The organism is Methylobacterium sp. Gmos1 (assembly GCF_053764715.1).
Genome location: NZ_JBSNCC010000008.1, coordinates 200,204 through 222,371, shown reverse-complemented (window position 1 = coordinate 222,371; position 22,168 = coordinate 200,204). Strand labels below are relative to the sequence as shown.

Here is a 22,168-nt window from a genome sequence, read left to right as displayed (position 1 = left end):
ACCCTGCCCGATCGCGAGGCATCCGCCATGATCACGCTCTACACCTGGTCGACACCGAACGGCCGCAAGATCCCGATCATGCTGAGGGAGTGCGGGCTTCCGTACACGGTCGTGCCGGTGAACATCGGCAAGGACGAGCAGTTCGCGCCCGAGTTCCTGAAGGTCTCGCCGAACAACAAGATCCCGGCCATCGTCGACGACGAGGCGGAGGGCGGTCCCGTGTCCGTGTTCGAGAGCGGGGCGATCCTCACCTACCTCGCCGAGAAGACCGGGCGTTTCCTCGCCCCATCCGGCCCGGCCCGCTACAAGGCCCTGGAATGGCTGCACTGGCAGGTCGGCGGCTTGGGCCCGATGCTGGGCCAGCTCGGCTTCTTCGCGGTACGTTCGGACGAGAAGGTGCCGCCGGCCATCAGGCGGTTCACCGACGAGGCCGACCGGCTGCTGCGGGTGATGGACAAGTGCCTGGGCGAAGGGCCGTACCTGGCAGGCTCGGACTACTCCATCGCCGACATCGCCTGCTACGCCTGGACGCTGGCGGCGGCGTCGTTCCTGAAGGAGCCACTCGCGGGCACGCTTGGCTCGGTGCCGAACGTGCACGCCTGGCTAGAGCGGGTCGGCGAGCGTCCGGCAGTCAAGCGCGGCATGGAGGTGCCCAGGAGCTGACGGCGGTAGGCCGGCTGCCCGGCCAGCCAAATCGACGTTGGCCTTGGTCCCCCCGAGGCGCGCTCAGCAAACAACGTCACGGTACCGCATCGCTTCCAGGTCGGCGATCAAGCCTGGCCCGGTCGGCTGCCATCCTAGCTGGGCTCGGGTCCATTCACTCGACGCCGACATGTCCGTGCCGACGAATGTGGCAAGCCACTCGAAATGCTGGTCCGCCGCCTCGAGAGACACGGACGCGGCCGGCACGTTCAGTCCCCGGCCGAGCGCCTCCGCGATGGCCTGTACCGGGACGCCTTCCTCGGCTACCGCGTGGTAGCGCGCACCCGCTTCCCGCCTCTCCAGGGCCAGCCGGTAAAGGCGAGCGACGTCGAGTACGGGAGCTGCCGACCAACGGTGCGTTCCGTCTCCGACATACGCCGAAACGCGCTTCCGGCGGGCCAGGTCGACGAGATAGGTGACGAGGCCTTGCTTGACCGTATCGTGCACTTGGGGGAGCCGCACCACAGACACGTTGACGCCCACCTCCAGCAGCGCGGCGCCCGCCAGCTCGGAGGCGACGCGAGGGTTCGGATGCTTGGCGTTGAAGACGTCCTCGGTCGCCGGCGAGCCCGGGGCGGGGCTACCGAAGCCGGTTCCGGAGGTGATGAGCAGGGGGTGATCCGAGCCTTTGAGGGGGGAGCCCAGGGCTTCGATGGCGCGCCGGTCCTTCTCGCAATTGGCGACGAAGTTCGTGAAGTCATGGTCGAAAGCGGTGTGGATCACGCCATCCGCCCGGGCAGCGCCGCTGCGCAGGCTTTCCAAGTCCTCCAGGTTCCCGAGGTGCGGCTCGGCCCCGGCGTCGCGCAGCGCCCTGGCTCCTCTTTCCGAGCGGGTCAGCCCGAGAACCTGATGGCCGGCGGCGAGGAGCTCGGGAATGATGGCCGAGCCGATGAAGCCGGTTGCCCCGGTGAGGAATACGCGCATGGGGTGCCTATTTGAAGTTGCGTGGAAGCTCATTGTCGCTCCCCCGCGCATCCTGTTAAAGTAGTGATGTTATCCGAGTATAATCGCTAACAGGATCGCTATGCCCTCCACCTCGGAGAACCTGCTCGGGGCCTACCTCCGTGACCGACGGACGAGGCTCGACCCGGCCGCCTTCGGGTTCTCCGGACGTCGCAGGACGCCGGGCCTACGCCGGGAGGAGGTCGCCCAGCGCTCGAACATCAGCGCGACTTGGTACACATGGCTGGAGCAGGGACGCGGCGGGGCCCCCTCGGCCGACGTGCTCAATCGGATCGCGTCCGGACTGATGCTGACGGAGCCGGAACGCGAGCACCTGTTCATGCTGGGGCTCGGTCGTCCGCCCGAGGTCCGCTACAAGCCGGTCGAAGGCGTGACGCCGCGCCTTCAGCGCCTCCTCGACACGCTTGAGGCGAGTCCCGCGCTGGTGAAGACCGCCACCTGGGACGTCGTCGCCTGGAACGCGGCCGCCGCCGTGGTGCTGACTGACTGGGATACGCTTCCGTTCCCCGAGCGCAACATCCTGCGACGGATGTTCGGCGACCCGCGGATGCGGAGTGCGCAGCACGACTGGGAAAGTGTAGCGCGCTTCGTGGTCAGCACATTCCGGGCCGATGCAGCGAGGGCCGGCGCTACCTCGGAGGTCGGCCGGCTGGTGGAGGAGCTCTGTCGTACTAGCCCGGAATTCGAGGCGCTCTGGCGGGAGAACGACGTCCGGGTCCACGGTGACGGGGTCAAGCGCCTGCAGCATCCGACACTGGGCGAGATCGAGCTGGAATACTCGGCCTTCGCGGTGGATGGACGGCCCGATCTCGGCATGCTCGTCTACAATCCGGTAGCAGTCACCGTTGCCGAGGAGATCCGCGCCCTGGTCACCGCACGCGCCGCCGGCCGACAGGGCGGAGGGTGAAGTCAGCTCCTGGGACGGACCAGGCCGCCAAGCCTCCGCGCGTCACGTCAGGCGTGATACGGTTGCACCCAAAGAGTGGGTGCGGCGCCGATCAGATGTCTGGCGAGCATCACTAGAGCTTTTTCCGACGAAGTGGATGCCAGTTCGCCGCAGAAAATGCGGCAAAATCAAAGGCCTAGAGCGCTTCGCGTTTGCAACGCGATCGTGAAGCGCTCTAGGCCGATGGCTGGCGTCCGAGGTCGGATGGTCCTCCGTTGTGGTGAGGGAGATTGCTGTGCCGGCCAGGGTAAACGTGCGACCCCGGCCTTGCTCCGACCGCCCATCGCACGGGTGAACCGCCGCCGCGATGCGCCGGGTTGCCGGAAAGGCGTGCGGATCCGCCGTCGCGCCGATCACGAGCGTGAGCAGATATCGTTTCGCCGTCGGTAACCGGGATCAGGCTGTCGGCGTCTCTCGTCTGTCGAAGAAGGGGCCGATCTGCGCCAGCACCTCGTCCGGCGCGTCCTCCGGTTGCAGGTGACCGCCTGATATCCCGCGGCCATCGACGTCGTCGGCCCAGCGGCGCCAGATCTCGACCGGGGACGGACGCCCGGGGAGCGCCTCGGCTTCCGGCCACAGCACCCGCACCGGGCAGGACAGCCGGTGTCCCGCGGCCCGGTCCGCCGCGTCGAGGGCGAGATCCTCGTCGAGGGCCGCCCGGTAATCCTCGCAGATCATGTGCCGCACGACGGGGTCGCGAAACGCACTCCGATAGGCCTCGCGGGCGGGCGCCTCGATGATGTCACGTCCGCCCGTCATCCGGTCCAGGGCGCGATCGAGGAAGGCGTCCGGATCGGCCGCGAGCAGGCGCTCGGGCAGGTCCGCCTCCTGGGCGAATAGGAACCAGTGGAAGTTCCGCGCGGCGAAGCAATGGTCGACGCCCGCCAGGGCATCGAGCGTCGGCACGACCGTGAGGGACGCAAAGGCTGTGACGCGGCCCGGGTGGTCGAAGGCGAGGCGGTAGCCGACCCGCGCCCCCCGATCGTGACCGACGAGGCCGAAGCAATCGTGGCCGAGCCTCCGCATCAGCGAGACGAGCGCATCCCCGACCCGCCGCTTGGTCCAGCGTGGGGCGGACCTCAGCGGCCGGCTGGCGCCGTAGCCCGGCAGGTCCGGGACGACGACCGTGTGGCGGGCCGCCAGGGCCGGAGCGACCTTGCGCCATGCGACATGGGTCTGCGGATAGCCGTGAAGCAGCAGCACCGGCGGCCCGTGACCGCCGATCGCACCAGCAAAGCGGACCTCGCCGGCCTCGACGTCGAGGCGGCGGAACTCGGGAAAGAAGGCGGGAGAGGTGTCGGCAGACGGACGCATCGGCGTGAGATCCTGCTCGGGAGCGCGACTGGGGGCCGGGGTCGGCGGGACGGCGCGAGCTACGGCACTGCCACTGGTCGCGGAGGTGCCGTTCGGCCGCCGGCGCTCAGCCGGCGGCGAAGGCGGCGAGCTCGCGGTTGAAACGTTCCGACCGCTCGTAGAAGGGAGCGTGAGCGACGCCCTCGTAGACGGAGAGGCGCGCGGCCGGGTTGAGGGCGAGCAGGCGGGTCGACATCTCGCGACGCACGTGCCGGTCCTCGTCGCCCCAGGTCGCCAACAGGCGCGGCACCGCGGCCCAGGCCTCGTCCAATCCCTCGTCGCCGATGCGTCCCACCGCCTGGTGCATCTCGCGCGGCACCATGGCGTTGAAGGCCAGCATGCGGCGGAACTCGGCTTCGGGCGGCGGCACGGCGAAGCAGGCCGACAGGAAGCTGGCAACGGCGTCGCAGCGCGTCGCCAGGTCGGGCGAGGCGAGCGGATCGCGATGCGCGAGGGCCGCGACGCCGAGAAGCTCGGGCGCCAGCTTCGTGACCGCCCCGACGACGTTGACCGCCGCGACGCGGTCGTTGCCGTAGCGCTGCAGGTAGTGACCGGCGATGAGCGCGCCGAGGGACCAGCCGACCACGATCGGGCGGCGAAAGCCGGCGGCCTCGATCACGGCGTGGAGATCGGCAGCCCAGAGCGCGGCATCCTCGTAGGCGGCGAGGCTGGCCGGCTTCGACGAGTTCCCGTGCCCGCGCAGATCGTAGGCCACGAGGTGACAGGTCTCCGCCAGGAGCCCTTCGGTCTGCCGCGACCAGCTGAGACAGCTCTGGCCGAGCCCGTGAACCAGGACGATCTCCGGACCGGACGGATTGCCGTGACGCTCCGCCACGATTTCGAGCCCGTCGACGGTGCGGACGGCGAAGCGCCCGCCGCTGGGTGAAGGGACCATCGTCGCCTCTTGTTTGTAGTGATCGCTAAACGATATCCGCTTGTGTGGTCTGGTCAAGGGGTCTTTAGTGATCGCTATGGAGAGAAAGGTTCGCGACGGGCGAAGGGGCCCGCGCAGCTTCGACCGGGACGGCGCCGTCGAGACGGCGATGCGCCTGTTCTGGCGACACGGTTACGAGGGCGTCTCGGTCGCGGATCTGACCACCGCGATCGGGATCGCGCCTCCGAGCCTCTACGCCGCCTTCGGCAGCAAGGCCGGGCTCTTCCGCGAGGCGGTCGACCGCTACGCGTTGCGCCCGGGCGCCCTCGACGGACTCGACGGGGCGAGGACCCTAGAGGAGGCGGTCGGCGGGCTCCTGCGGGCGGCCGTGCGGGCGGTCAGCGATCCGGACGGCGAGCGCGGCTGCATGGTCTCGTCCGGCCTGATTCAGTGCGCGGCCGAGCACGGCGACCTGGCGCGCGATCTCCTAGCTCGGCGGCGCGCGATGAGGGACGCCATCGCCCGGAGCCTCGCCCGCTGGATCGACCAGCCGGAGGCCGGCGCGATGGCGAGCTATCTCGCCACGGTGCTGCAGGGCTTCGCGGTGCAGGCCCGCGACGGCGCCGACCGCGCCGCGCTCGAGGGCATTGTCGCGCAAGTCATGGCCGGGATCGGAGCGCGTCCTTCACGGGACGGTGTGGCCGGTTCCGGCCCGCGCGGGCGGAAGGGCGCGCGCAGCAGCCGCCCCTCCGCGCAGGACTGAAGGCTGGCCGGCCCGACGCCATCCCCGGGGGAGACCGGCGTCGTCGGTCCCCTCCCGTCTGCGGGGATCAGCGGGTCGAGCCGATGGCGACCGTGCCCGTGGCGGCCGGGGCATGACCGGTCGTGCGCGCCTTGGTGGCCGCCGCCACGGCCGCGAGGGCGATCGGCACGGTCAGCACCAGGAAGATCTGGCCGAAGCTCCAGCCGCCGGCGAGGATGAGGCTCCCGACCGTGGCACCGAAGATCGCTCCGAAGCGGCCGATGCCGGTCATCACGCTCATCCCGGTGGCCCGCATCTCGGTCGGGTAGAACGCCGCCGCGAGCGCGGTCCAGCCCGTATTCGCCGAGTTGATGCAGAATCCCAGACCGAACAGCAGGGTCGTCAGAACGTGGCCGTCGGCCGGCGCCGCGCCGACCAGAAGGGCGAAGAGCCCGGCGCCGCACAGCATCCCAACGAGCGCCGCATGGTCCCCGAAACGGTCCATCCCCCACCCGATCGTGAGATTCCCGAGGGTCCCGCCGACCTGCATCATGGCGCCGATCACGGCCGCCTCCGACAGGCTGAACCCGGAATCCCGGACCATGATCGGCAGCCAGCTGTTGAGCCAGTAGACCGTCAGCAGGTTCATGAACAAGCCGACCCACAGCGCCAGCGTCGGCAGCCGGTTGGGCTGCGCGACGATAAGGGCGACCGCGTTCCGCCGCCTGCCGGCCGGCTCGGAGACGACGAAGACCGTCCGCTCGTCCGCGGCGCCAGGCGTGATGCGGTTGACGACGGCCACCAGGGCCGCACGGTGCTCGGGGCGCAGCACCAGGAACCGGATCGATTCCGGCAGGAGCCCGAAGCAGGCAATCCCGAGCAGGACCGGGAGGATCCCGCCGACCACGAACACGGACTGCCAGCCGTAATGGCCGACGAGCGCGGCACTGAGGAACCCGCCGCCGGCGGCACCGAGCGTGAGGCCGCTGTAGAGGAGCGACACGAACAGGGAGCGCCGCCGCTGCGGGGCGTATTCCGCCACGAGCGTCGCGGCATTCGGTTGCGCCGCTCCGAGGCCCAGCCCCGTCAGGAAGCGGAACAGGGCGAGTTCCCAGACACCGGTGCTCAGGGCCGAGACCAGGCTCATCGCGCCGAAGACCAGCATGGCGGCGATGATGACGCGTCGCCGCCCGAAGCGGTCGGCCGCGGGGCCGCCGGCAATCGCGCCCAGGGCCATGCCGAGCAGCCCGGCGACGAGAGCCGGTCCCAGGGCCTCGCGCGAGATGCCCCACGCGTGAGTGAGCGCGGGCGCGATGAAGCCGACGGCCGCGACGTCGAGCCCGTCGAGAACGAGCACGCCGAGGCACAGGGCGAAGACCCGCCACTGCAATCGCCCGACACGGCGCTGGTCGACGAAATCCTGGATGTCGATGCGAGCTGATGCCGCCATGACAGACTCTCCTCCCAATCTATTCTGAGAACCGGCGGGACCGGACCACCGCATGCGTGAGCACGCCGACCGAAGCGCCGTTGTGCCGTCGCCATCGGCGTGACGCGGGTCAGGCCGAAGGGAAGAGGCCGTCGGGCACCGGGATCTCGCGGCCCGTCGCGGCCGCCTCCTTGATCGCCAGCGTCACGGCGAGGGAGCGGGTCGCGTCCTCACCCGTGACGCGGGGCGTGGCAGCGCCCATCACGACGTCGAGGAAATGCGCGGCCTGAAGGGCGTAGACGTTGGCGCCGACCCGGCCCGCCTCGTGCACCTCCAGGGGATGATGCCACCCGGGCTCACCGCCGAAGCGGAAGCGCCGCAGCCGCGGGAGGGTCAGCGAGCCCTCGGTTCCCATGATGAAGTGCGTGTCGTCGCTCCCGCGGCCGATCAGTCCGGGACGATCCGCGATCAGGTCGAACTCGCCCGACACGAGGTCGTAGGACCAGGGTGACGCCACGCAGTCGGAGAGCGAGATCGTTCCGAGCGCCCCCGAGGCGAAGCGCAGCAGCACAACCGCGGTATCCTCGACCGGCAGGTGGCGGACACCCGACGAGGCGATGGCCTGGACGCTGACGATCTCGCCCAGGATGAAGCGCAACTGGTCGATCTCGTGGATCAGGTTGATCAGGATCGGACCACCGCCCTGCGGCTCGCGGTGCCACGGGATGTCGAAATACGTGTCGGGCTTGCGCGACGCGTACATCACCGTCACGGCCGTGACGCGCCCGATCTCGCCGCGGGCCACCTGACGGGCCGCATCCTGCACGACGGGATTGTAGCGGCGGTGATGGCCGACCAGGAGCGGCACACCCGCCTCGGCGGCGCGGCGCGTCAGGAGCGTGGCATCGGCGACATTCGCGGCGATGGGCTTCTCGACCAGGACTGGAACAGCCCGCGCGATGCATGCCGACGCGATCGCCAGATGGTCGTCGGTCGGGGCGGCCACCACCACGGCATCCGGCCGCCCAGCGTCGAGCATACCGTCGAGGTCGCTGTAATGCGTGATGCCGAGGCTCTTGGCCGTCGCCGCGGCCCCTTCGCCCGGGTCGACGGCCGACAGGACGATGGTCGGATCCGCGGTGCGCAGGACCCTGGCATGGGTTCGGCCGATCGCGCCGAGTCCGACGATGCCGATGTGAAGCGTGCGTGGCGTCCTCACGTGACGTTTCCCTCTCGATGACGGCGCTACAGCGGCCGGGCGTGGACCGAGGCAAGGGCCGGGTGGCGCGGCGCAAGCCCTGTCGGCGTGTCTCGGAGCCGTCTGCCGCCTCGCTGAGGCGCGGCAACCCGACCATAACGCAAGTTTCTATTTATGAACTGTTTCATAGGTAGAACTACCCGTCAAGATGGGCTCGGAAACCTGCCGTAAAGCGGTCCTGGAGGGGCGGGAACGATGGGGTCCACGTTTGGCGCGCCCGCCTCGTCACCCTGCCCGACGTCCTCGAATCAGAAGGGAGGCTCGCCGCTCGGTGGAACGGTCGTTTGCCGGGCTCCGGAGCATTGACAGGAGCGTCGGTGGTGATCATACACAGAAATAGTTCTTATATAAGAACTTGGAGACGAGCGGATGAGCGACGTCGAGCACGGGCCCGGGAGCGAGGCGACGGACCGCAGTCGGATCCGCGACCTCTTGCAGGACTGGGTCGTCTGGCGGGATGCGGGCGACTGGGAGCGGTTCCGCACGGTGTGGGACCCGGAGGGCCGCATGATGGCGACCTGGACGCAGGGCACCGCCGACGAATTCATTGCCATGAGCCAGGCGGGCTTCGCCAAGGGCGTCAATATCCTGCATTTTCTCGGCGGGATCTCGATCAATCTCGTAGGGGAACGCGCGATCTCACAGACGAAGATGACGATCTCGCAACGCGCCCAGGTCGAGGGCGTGCTGGTCGACGTCGTCTGTACCGGCCGCTTCTACGATTTCCTGCGCAAGCGGCAGGGGCGCTGGGGGATCGTCCTGCGTCAGCCGATCTACGAGAAGGATCGCATGGACCCGGTGACGCCAGGTGCCGTGCCGGTTCTCGATCACGCGCTGCTCGCGAGCTTTCCGGAAGGCTACCGCCACCTCGCCTACCTGCAGACGCGCATCGGCTATACGGTCAAGCGGAGCATGCCGGGGTTGTCCGGACCGGAGGTCGCGGCGCTCTACCGCCATGGTGAGGCTTGGCTGCGGGGCGAGCCGCTGGCGCTCTGACGCTCCCGCAGCCGAGGTGGCCTTCGAGGCGGGGGATCCGGGCACCCGCACGCACGATGCCAACCCCAGGCCGATCGTCCGATATTCTCGGAGGAAGGATCCGATGCCCTTGCTGTCGCTCGCGCATTTCACCGTGATCGATGCCGATCCGCTCGCCCTGATCGATGCCGCGGCCAATGCCGGGTTCGACGGGGTCGGCCTGCGGCTCGTCGCACCGCCCGGAGCGGCGCCCATCGTTCCAGTCGTCGGCAACGCGGCCCTGCAGCGCGCGATCCGGGAGCGGCTGCGGGCGCGCGCCGTCGCGCTCCGGGACGTCGAGGCGATCTGGATCACACCCGAGACCCGAATCGCGGACCTGGTGCCAAGTCTGGAAGTCGCTGCGGCGCTCGGCGCGGGTTCAGTCATCGTCTCGGGCAACGACTCCGACGCGTCGCGCCTGATCGACCATCTCGGGCAACTCTGCGAGGCGGCCGCCCGGTGCGGCCTGCGCGTCATGCTGGAATTCCTGCCCTACACGCAGGTCCGGACGCTCGGCGACGCCCACGCGCTGCTGACCCGGGTAAAGCCGGCCGATGCAGGCATCCTCGTCGACGCACTGCATTTGAGCCGGTCGGGGGGCAGCCCGTCCGATCTCGCCCGCTACGATCCCGGTCTGTTCAGCCTCGTCCATCTCTGCGACGCCCCGGCCGCGATCCCGGCGCCCGCGGCGCTGCGGGACGAGGCGCGGGGCGGCCGGCTGCTCCCAGGTGAAGGTGGGCTGCCGCTGATGGCCCTCCTCCAGGCCGTGCCGCCGGACGCCGTCATCGCCGTCGAGGCGCCATCGGCTGCCGCGGCCGGCCTTTCTCCCGCCGCGCGCGCGAGGGCGGCCTTCGCGGCCAGCCGGAGCCTGCTGGCCCATCTCAGCCGCTGAAAGACACGCAGCCTCGACGAGACCCGTCACCGCGCCGTCAGGCCGCGTCCTGCCGTAACTCACCCTGCACCGACTCGACGGCCCAGAGCAAAGCGGCGGCGATCTTCTTGCGCAGCTTGTCGTCGAAGCGGACGGACGGGACCGCGACGTTGATCGAGGCGATCACCTCGCCGGACCGGGACAGGATCGGGCGCGCGGCGCCGGTGATCCCGGGCGTCCACTCGTCGAACGAGAAGGCGACGCCCTGCCGCCTGATCTCGTGCAGCTGCTCGCGGAGCGCCTGCGCGGAGTGGATGGTGGTGGGGGTCGCCCGGACGAATGCCACCCGGCTCAGGTACTGCTCCTGCAGTTCCGGCGACAGGTAGGCGAGGATGACCTTTCCGCCGGAGGTGGCGTAGAGCGGAGCCACGTCGCCGAGCCGCATGTGCGACACCAGCCGCTGCGGGCCGAGCACCGTCGCCACCACCTCGGCCGTGTCGTCCTTGAGCACGTTCATCGCGCTCGATTCCGAGGTGCGGGCCGTCAATTCCGCGAGGACCGGCCCGGCGCACTCGACGAGATCCCGCGCCCGTCCGGCGCGGCGCGCCAACCTGGTGAAGGCGTCCCCGAGAGAGTAGCCCTTCGTGGTCGGCGAGTAGTCGAGCCAGCCGCGCCCGACGAGGTTCTTCAAGAGCTGCGTCAGGCTGCTCTTCGGGATGTCGAGCGCGGCCGCGATGTCCGTATGCGACATCTCGCGGCTGCCGGCGCCGAGCAGCTCGAACAAGGTCAGAACGCGGTCTGCAGATTTGACGGTCGCAGGTGTGTGATCGGCGTCGCGGCTCATCCTGTTCATATATCTGAATCCCGGAGGCACGAGCAACGGCGTGCCGCTGCGTCCGCCCACATCCAACTGATGCACCCGCAACGCCTGACCCGACGACCGTCTCGCGCAGGCCGCGACGCTCCGACCATCCTATCCACTACGGAGCTCCGGCGGCGGGCCGCTGCATCGCCCCGGTCCAGCGGTGGGTGAAGGCGTTGGCCTCGAAATCGGCGGCCACGAAGGCGATGAAGGACCGGACCTTGGCCGAGAGGTGCTTGCGGGTCGGGTAGGCGAAGTTGATGCGAAGCCGCGGCAGGTCCCAGTCGTCGAGGACCGGCACGAGGCGCCCGGCCATGATGTCGTCGTGGACGATATAGGTCGGTTGCACCAGGATGCCGTGGCCGTTCAGGGCCGCGGCGCGCAGGATCTGGCCGTCATTCGATTCGAGCAGGCCGTGGGCCGGCACCCGCACCGTCTCGGCCCCGCGGGTGAAGCCGAGTTCGTTCGGGTTGTTGGCATAGACGTAGAGCAGCAGGGCGTGCTGCGCGAGGTCGCGGGGGTGGAGCGGCACGCCCGCGCGCGCGAGGTACGACGGGGCGGCGGTGAGGATTCGGCGGGTCTCGGCTAGGCGTCGGATGGTGATCGCGCGGTCGGGCTCAAACTCGCGGGTGCGGATCGCGACGTCGATCCCGGCATCGACCAGGTCGACGTAGCGGTTCGAGACTTCCACGTGGACGCGAACGTTCGGGTAGAGGGCATGGTAGGCCGGCAGCCGCGGCGCGATGTGCAGGAGCGCGAAGGACAAGGAGGCGCTGACCCGGAGCAGGCCGCTCGGAGCGAGCGCCGCGCCAGTCAGTTCGGCCTCGCTGTCGGCCACGTCCGCCAGGATGCTGCGGGCGCGCACCAGGAGCTTGCCGCCCTCGTCGGTGAGCGAGAGGGTGCGGGTGCTGCGCCGCACCAGCAGCACGCCCAGGCGCTCCTCCAGGGCCGCGAGCGTGCGGCTCGCCGCAGCGATCGACAGGCCGCGGGCCTGCGCGGCGCCGCTGATGCTGCCGGTCTCGGCGACCGCCACGAAGAGGTCGAGCTGGCCGAGACGGTCCATTTTCTCCGATCCTGCAAAACTGATTCACGCGCAGGCCATCTTATGCCCCGGCAGCGGAAAACTTAAAAATTGGCCACGGGCGGCCGAGGCTGGCTGCGGATCGGGATGACGCCGGATGATCAAGCACATCGTGATGTGGCGGATGGCCGGTGCGTCGCCGGCCGAGAAGGCGGGCAATGCCGAACGGGTGCGCGCCGCCTTCGAGGGCCTGCGCGGCCGGATCCCCGGGCTCCGTCACCTGGAAATCGGCCTCGACCAGAGCCGGATCGACTATGCCTGCGACGTCGTCCTCTACACCGAGTTCGACAGCCCCGCGGCGCTCGACGCGTATCGCGATCACCCGGAGCACGGCCGGGTGCGGGCGGAGCTCGAGGGCTTGCGGATCAGCCGGTATCAGGTCGACTACGTGGTGGGGGCCTGACGATGGAGACGTTCCGCTTTCCCGGCCTGCCGACTCGCGTGGTGTTCGGGCATGGCACCCTCGCGGAGGTGCCGCGGGAGATGGAGGCCCTCGGGCGCTCCCGCGCGGTCGTGCTCTCGACGCCGCAGCAGCGGGGACAGGCCGAGGCGCTCGCCGGCCTGCTGGGACATCGCGCGGTCGGGGTGATCGCGGAGGCGGTGATGCACACGCCCGTCGCCGTGACCGAGGCTGCGGTGGCGCGGGTGCGGGCCCTCGATGCCGATTGCGTGGTCGCGGTCGGGGGCGGCTCGACGACGGGGCTCGGCAAGGCGATCGCGCTGCGCACCGACCTCGACCAGATCGTGGTGCCGACGACCTATGCGGGCTCGGAGATGACGCCGATCCTCGGCGAGACCCGCGACGGGGCCGAGCCGAGCCAGCGGGCCAAGACGACGCAGAAATCGAAAGAAATCCTGCCGGAGGTGGTGGTCTACGACGTCGACCTGACGCTCGGCCTGCCCGTGCGCCTCACGGCGACCTCGGGCCTGAATGCCATCGCGCACGCGGTCGAAGCGCTCTACGCCCAGGATCGCAACCCGATCGTCTCGCTGATGGCCGAGGAGGCGATCCGGGCCCTCTCCCGAGCCCTGCCGGTGATCGCGGCCGCGCCGCAGGACCGGGCGGCGCGGGCGGACGCGCTCTACGGCGCGTGGCTCGCCGGGGCCTGCCTCGGCACCGTCGGCATGGCCTTGCACCATAAGCTCTGCCACGTGCTCGGCGGCTCGTTCGATCTCCCGCATGCCGAGACCCACACGGTCGTGCTGCCCCACGCCGCCGCCTACAACGCCCCGGCCGCGCCGGAGGCCATGGCTCGCGTCGCCCGCGCGCTCGGGGCGGCGGACGGGCCGCAAGGCCTCTACGACCTCGCCGCCTCGCTTGGTGCGCCGACGACCCTGGAAGCGATCGGCATGCCGGAGGCGGGGCTCGACCGGGCGGCCAAGGCGGCGGTGGCGAACCCCTACTGGAACCCGCGGGCGCTGGAGCGGGGTGCGATCCGCCGGCTGCTCGACGACGCGTTCCACGGGCGCCGTCCGGACACGGCGGCGTAAAGATCATGGTCGAGCGCGGGACAGCGCCCGAGAGGCAACGCCCAAGAATGGGAGAAGCGTCGATGCGCGACTTCAACGAGCACACCATCACGCAGGCCGTGATCGATCGCTTCGCCGAGACGCCGGATCCGCGCCTGAAGGCGGTCCTGTCGAGCCTCGTGCGCCACCTGCACGACTTCGTGCGCGACACCGACCTGACCTTCGAGGAGTGGCAGGCCGGCATCGCCTTCCTGACCCGCACCGGGCAGACCTGCGACGCGCACCGGCAGGAATTCATCCTGCTCTCCGACACGCTCGGCGTCTCGATGCTCGTCGACGCCATCAACCATCGCATGCCGCAGGGCGCGACCGAGACCACGGTGCTCGGCCCCTTCTACGTCGAGGAGGCGCCCGAGCGGCCGAACGGCGCCGACATCGCCGGCCCGCTCGAGGGCACGCCGCTCCTCGTCACCGGCTCGGTCTCCTCCGCGGACGGACGGCCGCTCGCCGGCGCCACCGTCGACGTCTGGCACGCCGACGACGACGGCGCCTACGACGTGCAGCAGCTCGACGCGCTCGGCGGGCTCGCTGGTCGGGCGCGGTTCCGCACCGACGGGCAAGGCCGCTTCCACTTCTGGACCGTCATGCCGGCCTGGTACCCGATCCCCGCCGACGGGCCGGTCGGCGAGATGCTGAACGCCACCCACCGCCACCCGAACCGGCCGGCCCACGTGCACTTCATGATCGCGGCGCCCGGCCACGAGACGCTCATCACCCACGTCTTTTCCGCCGACAGCCCGTGGCTCGACTCGGACGCGGTGTTCGGGGTGAAGACCTCGCTGATCGCAGAATTCGCCGAGCACCCGGCCGGCCTTGCCCCGGACGGGCGGGCGATGGAGCGTCCCTTCCGCCACCTCTCCTACGATTTCGGCCTGAAGGCCGCCTGATCCGGCAACCGTCGACCGACAGGGGCCGACGCCCGGACGAAGACCCCGAGGAACGGGGCCGTCGCATCGATTTCACCAGGGAGGACACCACCATGAGCGAGGCAACGACCGGCGCTGTGAGCGCCGTCCCGGCCGAGGGCCGGGGAGGCTGGATCTCGGAACTCGGGCCGAAGGAGAAGCGGACGCTCGGCGCCTGCGTCGGCGGCTGGGCGCTCGACGCGATGGACGTCCAGCTCTACAGCTTCGTGATCCCGACGCTGATCGCCACCTGGGGCGTGACCCGAGCCGAGGCCGGGGCGCTCGGCACCGCGGCGCTCCTCACCTCCGCGATCGGCGGCTGGCTCGCGGGCTTCCTCGCCGACCGCTGGGGACGGGTGCGCACGCTGCAGATCGCGATCCTGTGGTTTGCCGGCTTTACCTTCCTGTCGGGCCTCGCGCAGAGCTTCGAGCAGCTCTTCGTCGCCCGCGCCCTGATGGGCCTCGGCTTCGGCGGCGAGTGGGCGGCGGGCGCGGTTTTGCTCGGCGAGACCATCCGGCCCGAGCATCGCGGCAAGGCGCTCGGCACCATGCAGTCGGGCTGGGCGCTCGGCTGGGGCGCGGCGGCCCTGCTCTACACCCTGTTCTTCTCGCTCCTGCCGCCCGAGACGGCGTGGCGCGCCCTGTTCTTCGTCGGCATCGCGCCGGCGATTCTGGTGTTCTTCCTGCGCCGCTACATCGAGGAGCCGGAGGTCTACCGCGAGTCGCAGGCGAGGATCGCCGAGACCGGCGACACGCCGTCCTTCTTCGAGATCTTCCAGCCACCGCTCCTGCGCATCACCTTCCTCGGCGCGCTGATGAGCACGGGAGCGCAGGGCGGCTACTTCGCGGTGACGACCTGGCTGCCGACCTTCCTGCGCACCGAGCGCGGTCTGTCGGTGATGAATTCCGGCGGCTACCTCGCGGTGCTGATCGTCGGCTCGTTCTTCGGCTACCTCGCGGGTGCCTACCTCGCCGACCGGATCGGACGGCGCGCCACCTTCCTGGTCTTCGCGATCGGGGCCGGCGTGGTGGTGACGACCTACACGATGGTGCCCTTCGGCGACGCCGCCATGCTGGTGCTCGGCTTCCCCCTGGGCTTCTTCGCGTCCGGCGTCTTCAGCGCCATGGGGGCGTTCTTCACCGAACAGTTCCCGACCCGGGTGCGCGGCGTCGGGCAGGGCTTCGCCTACAATTTCGGCCGGGCGATCGGGGCGGTGTTTCCGACGCTGGTCGGCGTGATGTCGACCACGATGCCGCTCGGCCAGGCGATCGGGCTGTTCGCGGCCGCGGCCTACGCCACCATGGCGGTCGCGGCGTTCCTCCTGCCCGAAACCAAGGGCAAGGCCCTGACGGCGTGACCAAGCAGGCTTGCGTTGAATGGCCAACGCAAGCCTGCTTGTTTTTTTGCTCGGTCGCAGATTCGTCTCGCAAAACCCGCCACCACTTTTGCGAAATCTGCTTGGGAGAGACCACATGCAGACCGGCTGGATCGGCCTCGGCAAACTCGGCGCGCCCATGGCGCGCCACCTCGTGGCAGCGGGACATCCCGTCCTCGCCCTCGACCGCGATCCCGGCCGGCTCGCCGCCGTGCCGGGGGCTGAGGCCGCCGGCCTCGACCGGATCGCGGCCTGCGGCGTCGTGATCACGAGCCTGCCCGACGACGCAAGCCTGCGCGTCGTCGCCCTCGGAACCGAGGGCCTCCTGTCCCGGATGGCGCGGGACGGCGTGCTGGTCGAGACCAGTACGGTCTCGCCGGAGACGAGCGCGGTGGTGCGCGAGGCCGCCGAGGCCCGGGGGGTGCTCTATCTCGCTGCCCCGGTCTCGGGCTCGACCGCGACCGCCGAGGCCGCCGCCCTCACCCTGTTCTGCTCCGGACCGGAGGCGGCCCTGGAGCGGGCCCGCCCGCTGCTCTCGACTTTCGCCAGCACCCTTCATGCCGTCGGCCAGGGGGAGGAGGCGCGCTTCCTCAAGCTCGCGATCAACCATTTCGTCGGCTCGACCGCGCAGGTCGCCGCCGAGGCGCTGACGCTCGCCCGCAAGGGCGGGGTCGCCTGGGAGACAATCCTGGCGGTGCTCGGATCCTCCGTCGCAGCCTCACCGCTGATCACCTACAAGCTCGATCCTCTGCGGCGGCGCGACTTCACGCCTGCCTTCTCGATCGCCCAGATGCTCAAGGACATGAGCCTCGCAGTGGCGGCGGGCGAGGCGACCGGCGTCGCGATGCCGGTGGCGGCCCTGGTGCGCGACCTCTACGCCGAGCAGACCGGCACCGACGTGCGCGACCTCGACTTTTTCGCCGCCCTGCTCGCCACCGAACGCCGCGCCGGCCTCGGCGAGCCTGCGTGACCGGGAGATTTCCTATGCCCCACTACGCCATCCACGCCCTCGATCACGCCGGCGCGCTCGAGCGGCGGCTCGTCCATTACGAGGCGCATAAGACCTATCTCGGCGGTCCGCTCCCGGTGCAGATCCTGGTGTCGGGCCCCCTCCTCGCCGAGGACGGCGAGACGATGATCGGCAGCCTCTTCATCGTCGAGGCGCCCGACCGGGCCGCGGTGGACGCCTTCCACGCCGCCGACCCGTTCCGGGCGGCGGGGATCTGGGCCCGGGTGGAGATCACGGCGTTCCGGATGCGCCAGGTTGCCTTGCCGCGCAGCTAGAGGGGCGGCCCCGTGCCCGTTCGGAGACGGGATTAGCGCCGTCCGAAGGGCCTGATTTTCACCGAGGATACGCAACGATGTCACTGGTTCTCCACACGGTCGTCTGCAGCACGCGCCCGGGCCGGGTCGGCCAGCCCGTCGCACGATGGTTCGACGACATCGCGCGGCAGGAGGGCAAGTTCGATGCAAGGCTCGTCGACCTGGCCGAGTTCAACCTGCCGATCTACGACGAACCGAAGCACCCCGTTCTACAGCAATACGAGCACGAACATACGAGGCGCTGGAGCGCGAGCGTCGACACGGCGGATGCCTTCGTCTTCGTCATGCCGGAATACAATTTCGGACCACCGCCAGCGCTTCTGAATGCACTGAACTACGTCTACAAGGAGTGGAACTACAAGCCTGCCGCCTTCGTCAGCTATGGCGGGATCTCGGGCGGATTGCGCGCCGTACAGCTTGCCAAGCAAACCCTGACGACGCTCAAGATGGCGCCCATCGTCGAGGCGGTCACGATCCAGATGGTCACCCAGCACGTGAAAGCCGAGCAGTTTTCACCGCTCGAGATCCACCAGACTTCCGCAAGGACCATGCTGGGCGAGCTCCACCGCTGGGCGCAGGCGCTCAAGCAGCTGCGCCAGCCCGTGGCGTAGCATCGATCATCACGAGACATTCACGAACGGGCCTCGCTGAAGGAGGCGCAAACAGCCGTGGCCCTCTCGCGGCACAGATGACGAAAATGCCGATGTGGTAACGCGACCGAGGAAGCCCAAGCCGAGCGAGGCGACCTCGCCTGTCATTGTGCGCAGTGCGAAATGCCCGGCATCAGGATGTGCACTTCGGCGTTGAGCCTCGTTCCCTCGCGTGCCACCGTCGTGATGCCCGAGCGGCTCCCTGCCAACGCGACAGGCCACCCAGACCGGGTTCCGTGACAGACACGTGCCCGGAACGGTATCCTGGCCGGTCGAGGCGGTCGCCCGACACGACCACCCCGATCCCCGGATCCTTCGCAGCCTTTCAAGCCGGCCCGTCGTGTTCGGCATGTCTCCGGAACACGCGGTCTTGAGCCGTTCGGCAATCGCGCTCACGGGGAGTTGGCGAAGACGCGCGTCGGCTCCTGATCACCAAGGCGTTTTTCGCGAAAGGCGATCGAACCCATCGCAGGCCTTTGCCGGATGCGCCGCCTCGCACGGCATGGTCTCCCAGCAGGGTGTTCAAGACGACGCCTGATGCGCCGTGACCAGGTCCAGACTGCGCCACTTCCGGAAGTTCGACTGGTGCTGCCGGAACAACCAATCCACATTCTGGAGCGGCCACTCGAAGTCGAATTCAAACAATACGCCCGGCAATTCAGGTAAAGGCGGCGTAAGAAGCCAGCTGCACTGACACGAACCAACGCAACCGACCCTCGTCGGACTCTCGATAGGCCCGCCTCTCGCTCGACAGACCGATAGCGGCAGCGACGAAGTATTCCGTCAGCGCGTCAACGAGGATTCGGGCGCGATGGAGTGACTGCAACCTGGTGACCGAGATCCTAAGACTGGGCGCCGGCAAGCCGCTCGTGCAGGTCGGGCGCCCGCTGGTGCGGACGTGAAGCCCGGCCGCATCGGCGACAGCTTGCCGATCCGGTGATTTGGAATAGGCTGATAAGAAAACGGTCCGATGCAGCTTTCGCCACGGACCGGGTCAGGGAGGATGGGCTGTGCACGATCAGACTGTGAAATCCGCCCGACGTGTGTTCGAGATCTTCGAGTGCTTCGCCGAGGCCCGGCACGGGCTGGCGCTCAAGGACATCATGGATCGGCTCGGCTACCCGGCCTCGAGCGCGTCGAGCATCCTCAAGAGCATGGTCACGCTCGGCTACCTCGACTATGACCGCGACACGCACGTCTACATGCCGACGTTGCGCATGCCGAATCTGGTCGACTGGATCGAACCGGCGCGGTTCGCGGGCAACAACGTCCTGCCGGCGATGCAGCGCATCCACGCGGTCACCGGCGAGACGGTCTGCCTCGGCACGCAGAGCGACCTCTATGCCCAGTACGTCCACAGCCTTTGCTCCGACCGGCCCGCGCCCTACCGGCAGAAGCCCTTCACGGTGCGCCCGCTGACCCGCAGCGGCCTCGGCTGGCTGCTGCTCAGCGCCCACTCGAACGACCGCATCGAGCATTTCGTCCGGCGGATCAACTACGACACCCTCGACCGCTCCGAGCGGGTGCGACTGCCCGACTTGATGGAGCGGATCAACAAGGTCCGGGCGGACGGCTACGTGTTCTCGCGCCACACGGTCGTCGTCGGGGGCGGCATGATCGGCATCCTGATACCGGACGCCCCTGACGGCCGCCGCCTCGCGATGAGTGTCCACGCACCGGTCGAGCGGCTGGAGGAGAAGCAGGACTTGATCGTCTCGGAGCTCCGCGCCGCCTTCCCGGCGGGGAGCGAGGCGAGCGCGGCGGTCCATTGAGTCTGTCGCGGGATGGGCGTGCAAGGGCGCCTTCTCGGAGGCTGCCTGACCGAGCGATACCACTCAGTCCCGTCAGCCCCACCCACGCCCTCATCCTGAGATGTCAGTCGCTCAGTGATCGACCAGCCTCTCAAGCAGAGTTTTCAAGAAGGTTCAGGTCGATCGGGAGCTCTCCTTTGAGGCTCACGGCGGCGCGATCTTGGATCGCCAGCACCCCAGGGAGGAGTCGTGAGTGGAATGCTTGTACCACGATCTTGACGGCATCCTAAGCGAACATCCGAGCTAATATCTACGCTCCAACGGCGCAACGGTGCATTTTTTCCATCCATGAAAATGCCGCACCTCGCTCGCAGCCCCGGGGCACAGCCCGTACAACATCTCCTGACAACGGCTCACGGGGCAGGTCGCAGCGGAGGGGTGCTTGAGCCAGTACACGCAGATCCTCGTCAGCCGGTCCGAGCGGGTCGCGACGATCGCGCTCAACCGGCCCGACCGGATGAACGCCTGGACGCCGACCATGGAGACCGAATTCCGCACGGCGCTCGAGGCGGCCGCCGCCGACGCAGAGGTGCGGGCGATCGTGCTGACCGGCGAGGGGCGAGCCTTCTGCGCCGGCGCCGACATGGATGCCCTGAAAGCCTCCTCTCTCGGGAGGGCTGCGGCGGCGACGCCTGAGAATCGCGGCCTGTCCGACCTCGAGCAGCGCTACAGCTACCTCCTCGGCATTCCAAAGCCGATCGTCGCAGCGATCAACGGCGCGGCGGCAGGCGTCGGCCTATGCCTCGCGCTCTACTGCGACCTGCGGTTCGTCGCCTCCGGCGCCAAGCTCATCACGGCCTTCGCGCGGCGCGGGCTCGCGGCCGAGCACGGCAGCGCCTGGCTGCTGCCACGCCTCGTCGGCCCGATGAACGCCGCCGATCTGCTGATGTCCGGCCGCGTGATCGAAGCCGCGGAAGCCGACCGGATCGGGCTCGCCCGCCAGCTGCCGGCTGATGGATTTCGCGGCGCTATCCAGCGTTACGCGTCCGACCTCGCGAATCTTACCTCGCCGCGCTCGGTCGGGATCATCAAGCGGCAATTGCAGGAAGCCTGGACGCAGCGCCTCGGCGAGGCGGTGCGCGCCTCCGAGGACGAGATCCGCCGCTGCCGCGACACCGAGGATTTTCGTGAGGGCGTCGCCCACTTCGTCGAGAAGCGGCCGCCCGCCTTCACCGGCCGCTAGGGCGGCGCGCAAGGATCTGTGGACCTGTTGCCGAACCCCATCCCTGAACTCTCCGGGAACCGCCAGCATGCTGCCCCTCGCCGGGATCAAGGTGGTCGAGATCGCCCAGAACATCGCCGGTCCCTATGCCGGCGAGATCCTCGCCATGCTTGGGGCCGACGTCCTGAAGATCGAGCGTCCGCAGGGCGGCGATGATGCCCGCGGCTGGGGCCCGCCCTTCGTCGACGGGATGGCGACCACGTTCCACACGGTGAACCGCAACAAGCGCGCCGTCACCCTGGACCTGAAGGATCCGGGCGGCATCGCCTGGCTGAAACGGCATCTCGCCGACTGCGACGTGCTGGTCCAGAACATGCGCCCGGGCAGCCTGGAGGAGCTCGGGCTCGGCGCCGACGCGCTGCGGGCTGAGAATCCGCGGCTGATCTACTGCTCGCTCTGGGCCTTCGGGCATACCGGGCCGATGCGGCTCCGGGGCGGCTACGAGCCGATGATCCAGGCCGCCGCCGGCATGTTCAGCGTCAACGGCCAGGAGGGGGGACCGCCGACCCGGGTCGGCATGCAGGTCCTCGATCTCGGCACCGGGCTGTGGGCCGCCCTCGGCACGCTGGCGGCGCTAATCGAGCGCGGCCGGACCGGGCGAGGCTGCATCGTCGATACCTCCCTCTACGAGACGGCGCTCGGCTGGCTCAGCGTCCACTTCGCCGGCTTCCTCGCGACTGGCGAGCACCCTGCCCGCCACGGCAGCGGCAACCCGCGCGTCGTCGTGTTCCAGTCCTTCGTCACAGCCGACGGCGAAGTCGTGATTGCGGCGGCGAACGACCGGCTGTTCGGGAAACTCGCCGCCGCGCTCGACCATCCCGAATGGGGCGCGGACGAGCGCTTCCGGACGAACGCGCTGCGTGTCGCCAACAAGGCCGCGATCGTGCCGCAGATCGCCCGGATCCTCCTCGACGACACCACCGCGGCCTGGGTCGAGCGGCTGGAGCGGGCGGGAATCCCCTGCGCGCCGATCAACGACCTGCACCAGGTCCGGGACGACCCGCACCTCGCGGCGCTCGACCTCCTGCGCCACCTGCCAGGCGTCGGCTTGAGCACGGTCGGGCTGCCCGTCAGCTTCGACCGGGTCCGCCCGCCGGTGCATCGCCGCGCCCCGCATCTCGGGGAGCACAACACCGAGTTCGGATTAGGAGCCGGCCACACCGACGCGGGCGCGAGCGCGCAAGGCTGGTGATCACGAGCCCGCCGGGCTACGCGGGCCGAACACAGTAGGACGAACGTCCGCCGAGGAGGAATCG

The 22,168-nt window shown here is 69.4% G+C and carries 22 protein-coding genes; 15 read left to right on the top strand and 7 right to left on the bottom strand.

Translation table 11 applies throughout. From position 1 onward, the window contains the following. Positions 1-27 precede the first annotated feature (27 nt). Positions 28-663 (top strand): glutathione S-transferase family protein, encoded by a 636-nt coding sequence (locus tag ACS5PV_RS17885; RefSeq protein WP_455396687.1) that lies wholly within the window; start codon positions 28-30, stop codon positions 661-663. A 63-nt stretch (positions 664-726) separates the two neighbouring features. Here the strand turns inward: ACS5PV_RS17885 and ACS5PV_RS17880 are convergent, their stop codons facing one another. Further along, the gene (locus tag ACS5PV_RS17880) at positions 727-1,626 is read right to left on the bottom strand and encodes an SDR family oxidoreductase (RefSeq protein WP_455396686.1); all 900 of its coding nucleotides are present in this window, start codon (positions 1,624-1,626) and stop codon (positions 727-729) included. A 100-nt stretch (positions 1,627-1,726) separates the two neighbouring features. Between ACS5PV_RS17880 and ACS5PV_RS17875 the strand changes: the two genes are divergently transcribed. After that, a complete protein-coding gene (locus ACS5PV_RS17875) occupies positions 1,727-2,572 on the top strand; it encodes a helix-turn-helix transcriptional regulator (protein WP_455396685.1) in 846 nt (281 codons plus the stop codon). Between the two features lie 435 nt (positions 2,573-3,007). Here ACS5PV_RS17875 and ACS5PV_RS17870 read toward each other — a convergent pair whose 3' ends face one another. Beyond that, positions 3,008-3,925 carry an alpha/beta fold hydrolase gene (locus ACS5PV_RS17870; protein WP_455396684.1) on the bottom strand — a complete coding sequence of 306 codons (918 nt, stop codon included), beginning with the start codon at positions 3,923-3,925 and terminating at the stop codon, positions 3,008-3,010. Positions 3,926-4,031: 106 nt separating this feature from the next. Further along, positions 4,032-4,859 carry an alpha/beta fold hydrolase gene (locus ACS5PV_RS17865; protein WP_455396683.1) on the bottom strand — a complete coding sequence of 276 codons (828 nt, stop codon included), beginning with the start codon at positions 4,857-4,859 and terminating at the stop codon, positions 4,032-4,034. A 76-nt stretch (positions 4,860-4,935) separates the two neighbouring features. Here ACS5PV_RS17865 and ACS5PV_RS17860 point away from each other — a divergent pair, with 76 nt between their 5' ends. Beyond that, positions 4,936-5,601 carry a TetR/AcrR family transcriptional regulator gene (locus ACS5PV_RS17860; protein ID WP_455396682.1) on the top strand — a complete coding sequence of 222 codons (666 nt, stop codon included), beginning with the start codon at positions 4,936-4,938 and terminating at the stop codon, positions 5,599-5,601. 67 nt (positions 5,602-5,668) lie between these two features. On the opposite strand, the gene ACS5PV_RS17855 is transcribed toward ACS5PV_RS17860, so the two are convergent. After that, a complete protein-coding gene (locus tag ACS5PV_RS17855) occupies positions 5,669-7,030 on the bottom strand; it encodes an MFS transporter (protein WP_455396681.1) in 1,362 nt (453 codons plus the stop codon). Positions 7,031-7,139: 109 nt separating this feature from the next. Then, complete coding sequence (locus ACS5PV_RS17850) at positions 7,140-8,228, bottom strand: Gfo/Idh/MocA family protein (RefSeq protein ID WP_455396680.1); 1,089 nt, start codon at positions 8,226-8,228, stop codon at positions 7,140-7,142. Between the two features lie 408 nt (positions 8,229-8,636). Between ACS5PV_RS17850 and ACS5PV_RS17845 the strand changes: the two genes are divergently transcribed. Continuing rightward, positions 8,637-9,263 carry a nuclear transport factor 2 family protein gene (locus ACS5PV_RS17845; RefSeq protein WP_455396679.1) on the top strand — a complete coding sequence of 209 codons (627 nt, stop codon included), beginning with the start codon at positions 8,637-8,639 and terminating at the stop codon, positions 9,261-9,263. A 109-nt stretch (positions 9,264-9,372) separates the two neighbouring features. Next, positions 9,373-10,173, top strand: coding sequence for a sugar phosphate isomerase/epimerase family protein (locus ACS5PV_RS17840; RefSeq protein WP_455396678.1), 801 nt, complete (start codon positions 9,373-9,375; stop codon positions 10,171-10,173). A gap of 37 nt (positions 10,174-10,210) precedes the next feature. On the opposite strand, the gene ACS5PV_RS17835 is transcribed toward ACS5PV_RS17840, so the two are convergent. Next, positions 10,211-11,071 carry an IclR family transcriptional regulator gene (locus tag ACS5PV_RS17835; protein WP_455396677.1) on the bottom strand — a complete coding sequence of 287 codons (861 nt, stop codon included), beginning with the start codon at positions 11,069-11,071 and terminating at the stop codon, positions 10,211-10,213. A gap of 61 nt (positions 11,072-11,132) precedes the next feature. Beyond that, positions 11,133-12,077, bottom strand: a complete 945-nt coding sequence (locus ACS5PV_RS17830) for a LysR family transcriptional regulator (protein ID WP_455396676.1) — start codon at positions 12,075-12,077, stop codon at positions 11,133-11,135. A gap of 115 nt (positions 12,078-12,192) precedes the next feature. Here ACS5PV_RS17830 and ACS5PV_RS17825 point away from each other — a divergent pair, with 115 nt between their 5' ends. From ACS5PV_RS17825 to ACS5PV_RS17780, 10 genes are all read left to right on the top strand, one after another. After that, a complete protein-coding gene (locus ACS5PV_RS17825) occupies positions 12,193-12,498 on the top strand; it encodes a Dabb family protein (protein WP_455396675.1) in 306 nt (101 codons plus the stop codon). A 2-nt stretch (positions 12,499-12,500) separates the two neighbouring features. Then, entirely contained in the window at positions 12,501-13,586 is a 1,086-nt protein-coding gene (locus tag ACS5PV_RS17820; RefSeq protein ID WP_455396674.1) for a maleylacetate reductase, read from the top strand. A gap of 62 nt (positions 13,587-13,648) precedes the next feature. Beyond that, a complete protein-coding gene (locus ACS5PV_RS17815) occupies positions 13,649-14,512 on the top strand; it encodes an intradiol ring-cleavage dioxygenase (protein WP_455396673.1) in 864 nt (287 codons plus the stop codon). A 92-nt stretch (positions 14,513-14,604) separates the two neighbouring features. After that, entirely contained in the window at positions 14,605-15,888 is a 1,284-nt protein-coding gene (locus ACS5PV_RS17810) for an MFS transporter (protein ID WP_455396672.1), read from the top strand. A gap of 115 nt (positions 15,889-16,003) precedes the next feature. Beyond that, positions 16,004-16,876: an NAD(P)-dependent oxidoreductase gene (locus ACS5PV_RS17805; protein WP_455396671.1), complete on the top strand. Its 873-nt coding sequence runs from the start codon at positions 16,004-16,006 to the stop codon at positions 16,874-16,876. A 14-nt stretch (positions 16,877-16,890) separates the two neighbouring features. Beyond that, positions 16,891-17,190: a YciI family protein gene (locus tag ACS5PV_RS17800; RefSeq protein WP_455396670.1), complete on the top strand. Its 300-nt coding sequence runs from the start codon at positions 16,891-16,893 to the stop codon at positions 17,188-17,190. 77 nt (positions 17,191-17,267) lie between these two features. Continuing rightward, complete coding sequence (locus ACS5PV_RS17795; protein WP_455396669.1) at positions 17,268-17,840, top strand: NADPH-dependent FMN reductase; 573 nt, start codon at positions 17,268-17,270, stop codon at positions 17,838-17,840. A 1,049-nt stretch (positions 17,841-18,889) separates the two neighbouring features. Continuing rightward, entirely contained in the window at positions 18,890-19,651 is a 762-nt protein-coding gene (locus ACS5PV_RS17790; RefSeq protein ID WP_455396668.1) for an IclR family transcriptional regulator, read from the top strand. 421 nt (positions 19,652-20,072) lie between these two features. Then, positions 20,073-20,873 carry an enoyl-CoA hydratase-related protein gene (locus ACS5PV_RS17785; protein WP_455396667.1) on the top strand — a complete coding sequence of 267 codons (801 nt, stop codon included), beginning with the start codon at positions 20,073-20,075 and terminating at the stop codon, positions 20,871-20,873. Between the two features lie 67 nt (positions 20,874-20,940). Next, complete coding sequence (locus tag ACS5PV_RS17780) at positions 20,941-22,104, top strand: CaiB/BaiF CoA transferase family protein (protein ID WP_455396666.1); 1,164 nt, start codon at positions 20,941-20,943, stop codon at positions 22,102-22,104. Positions 22,105-22,168 lie beyond the last annotated feature (64 nt).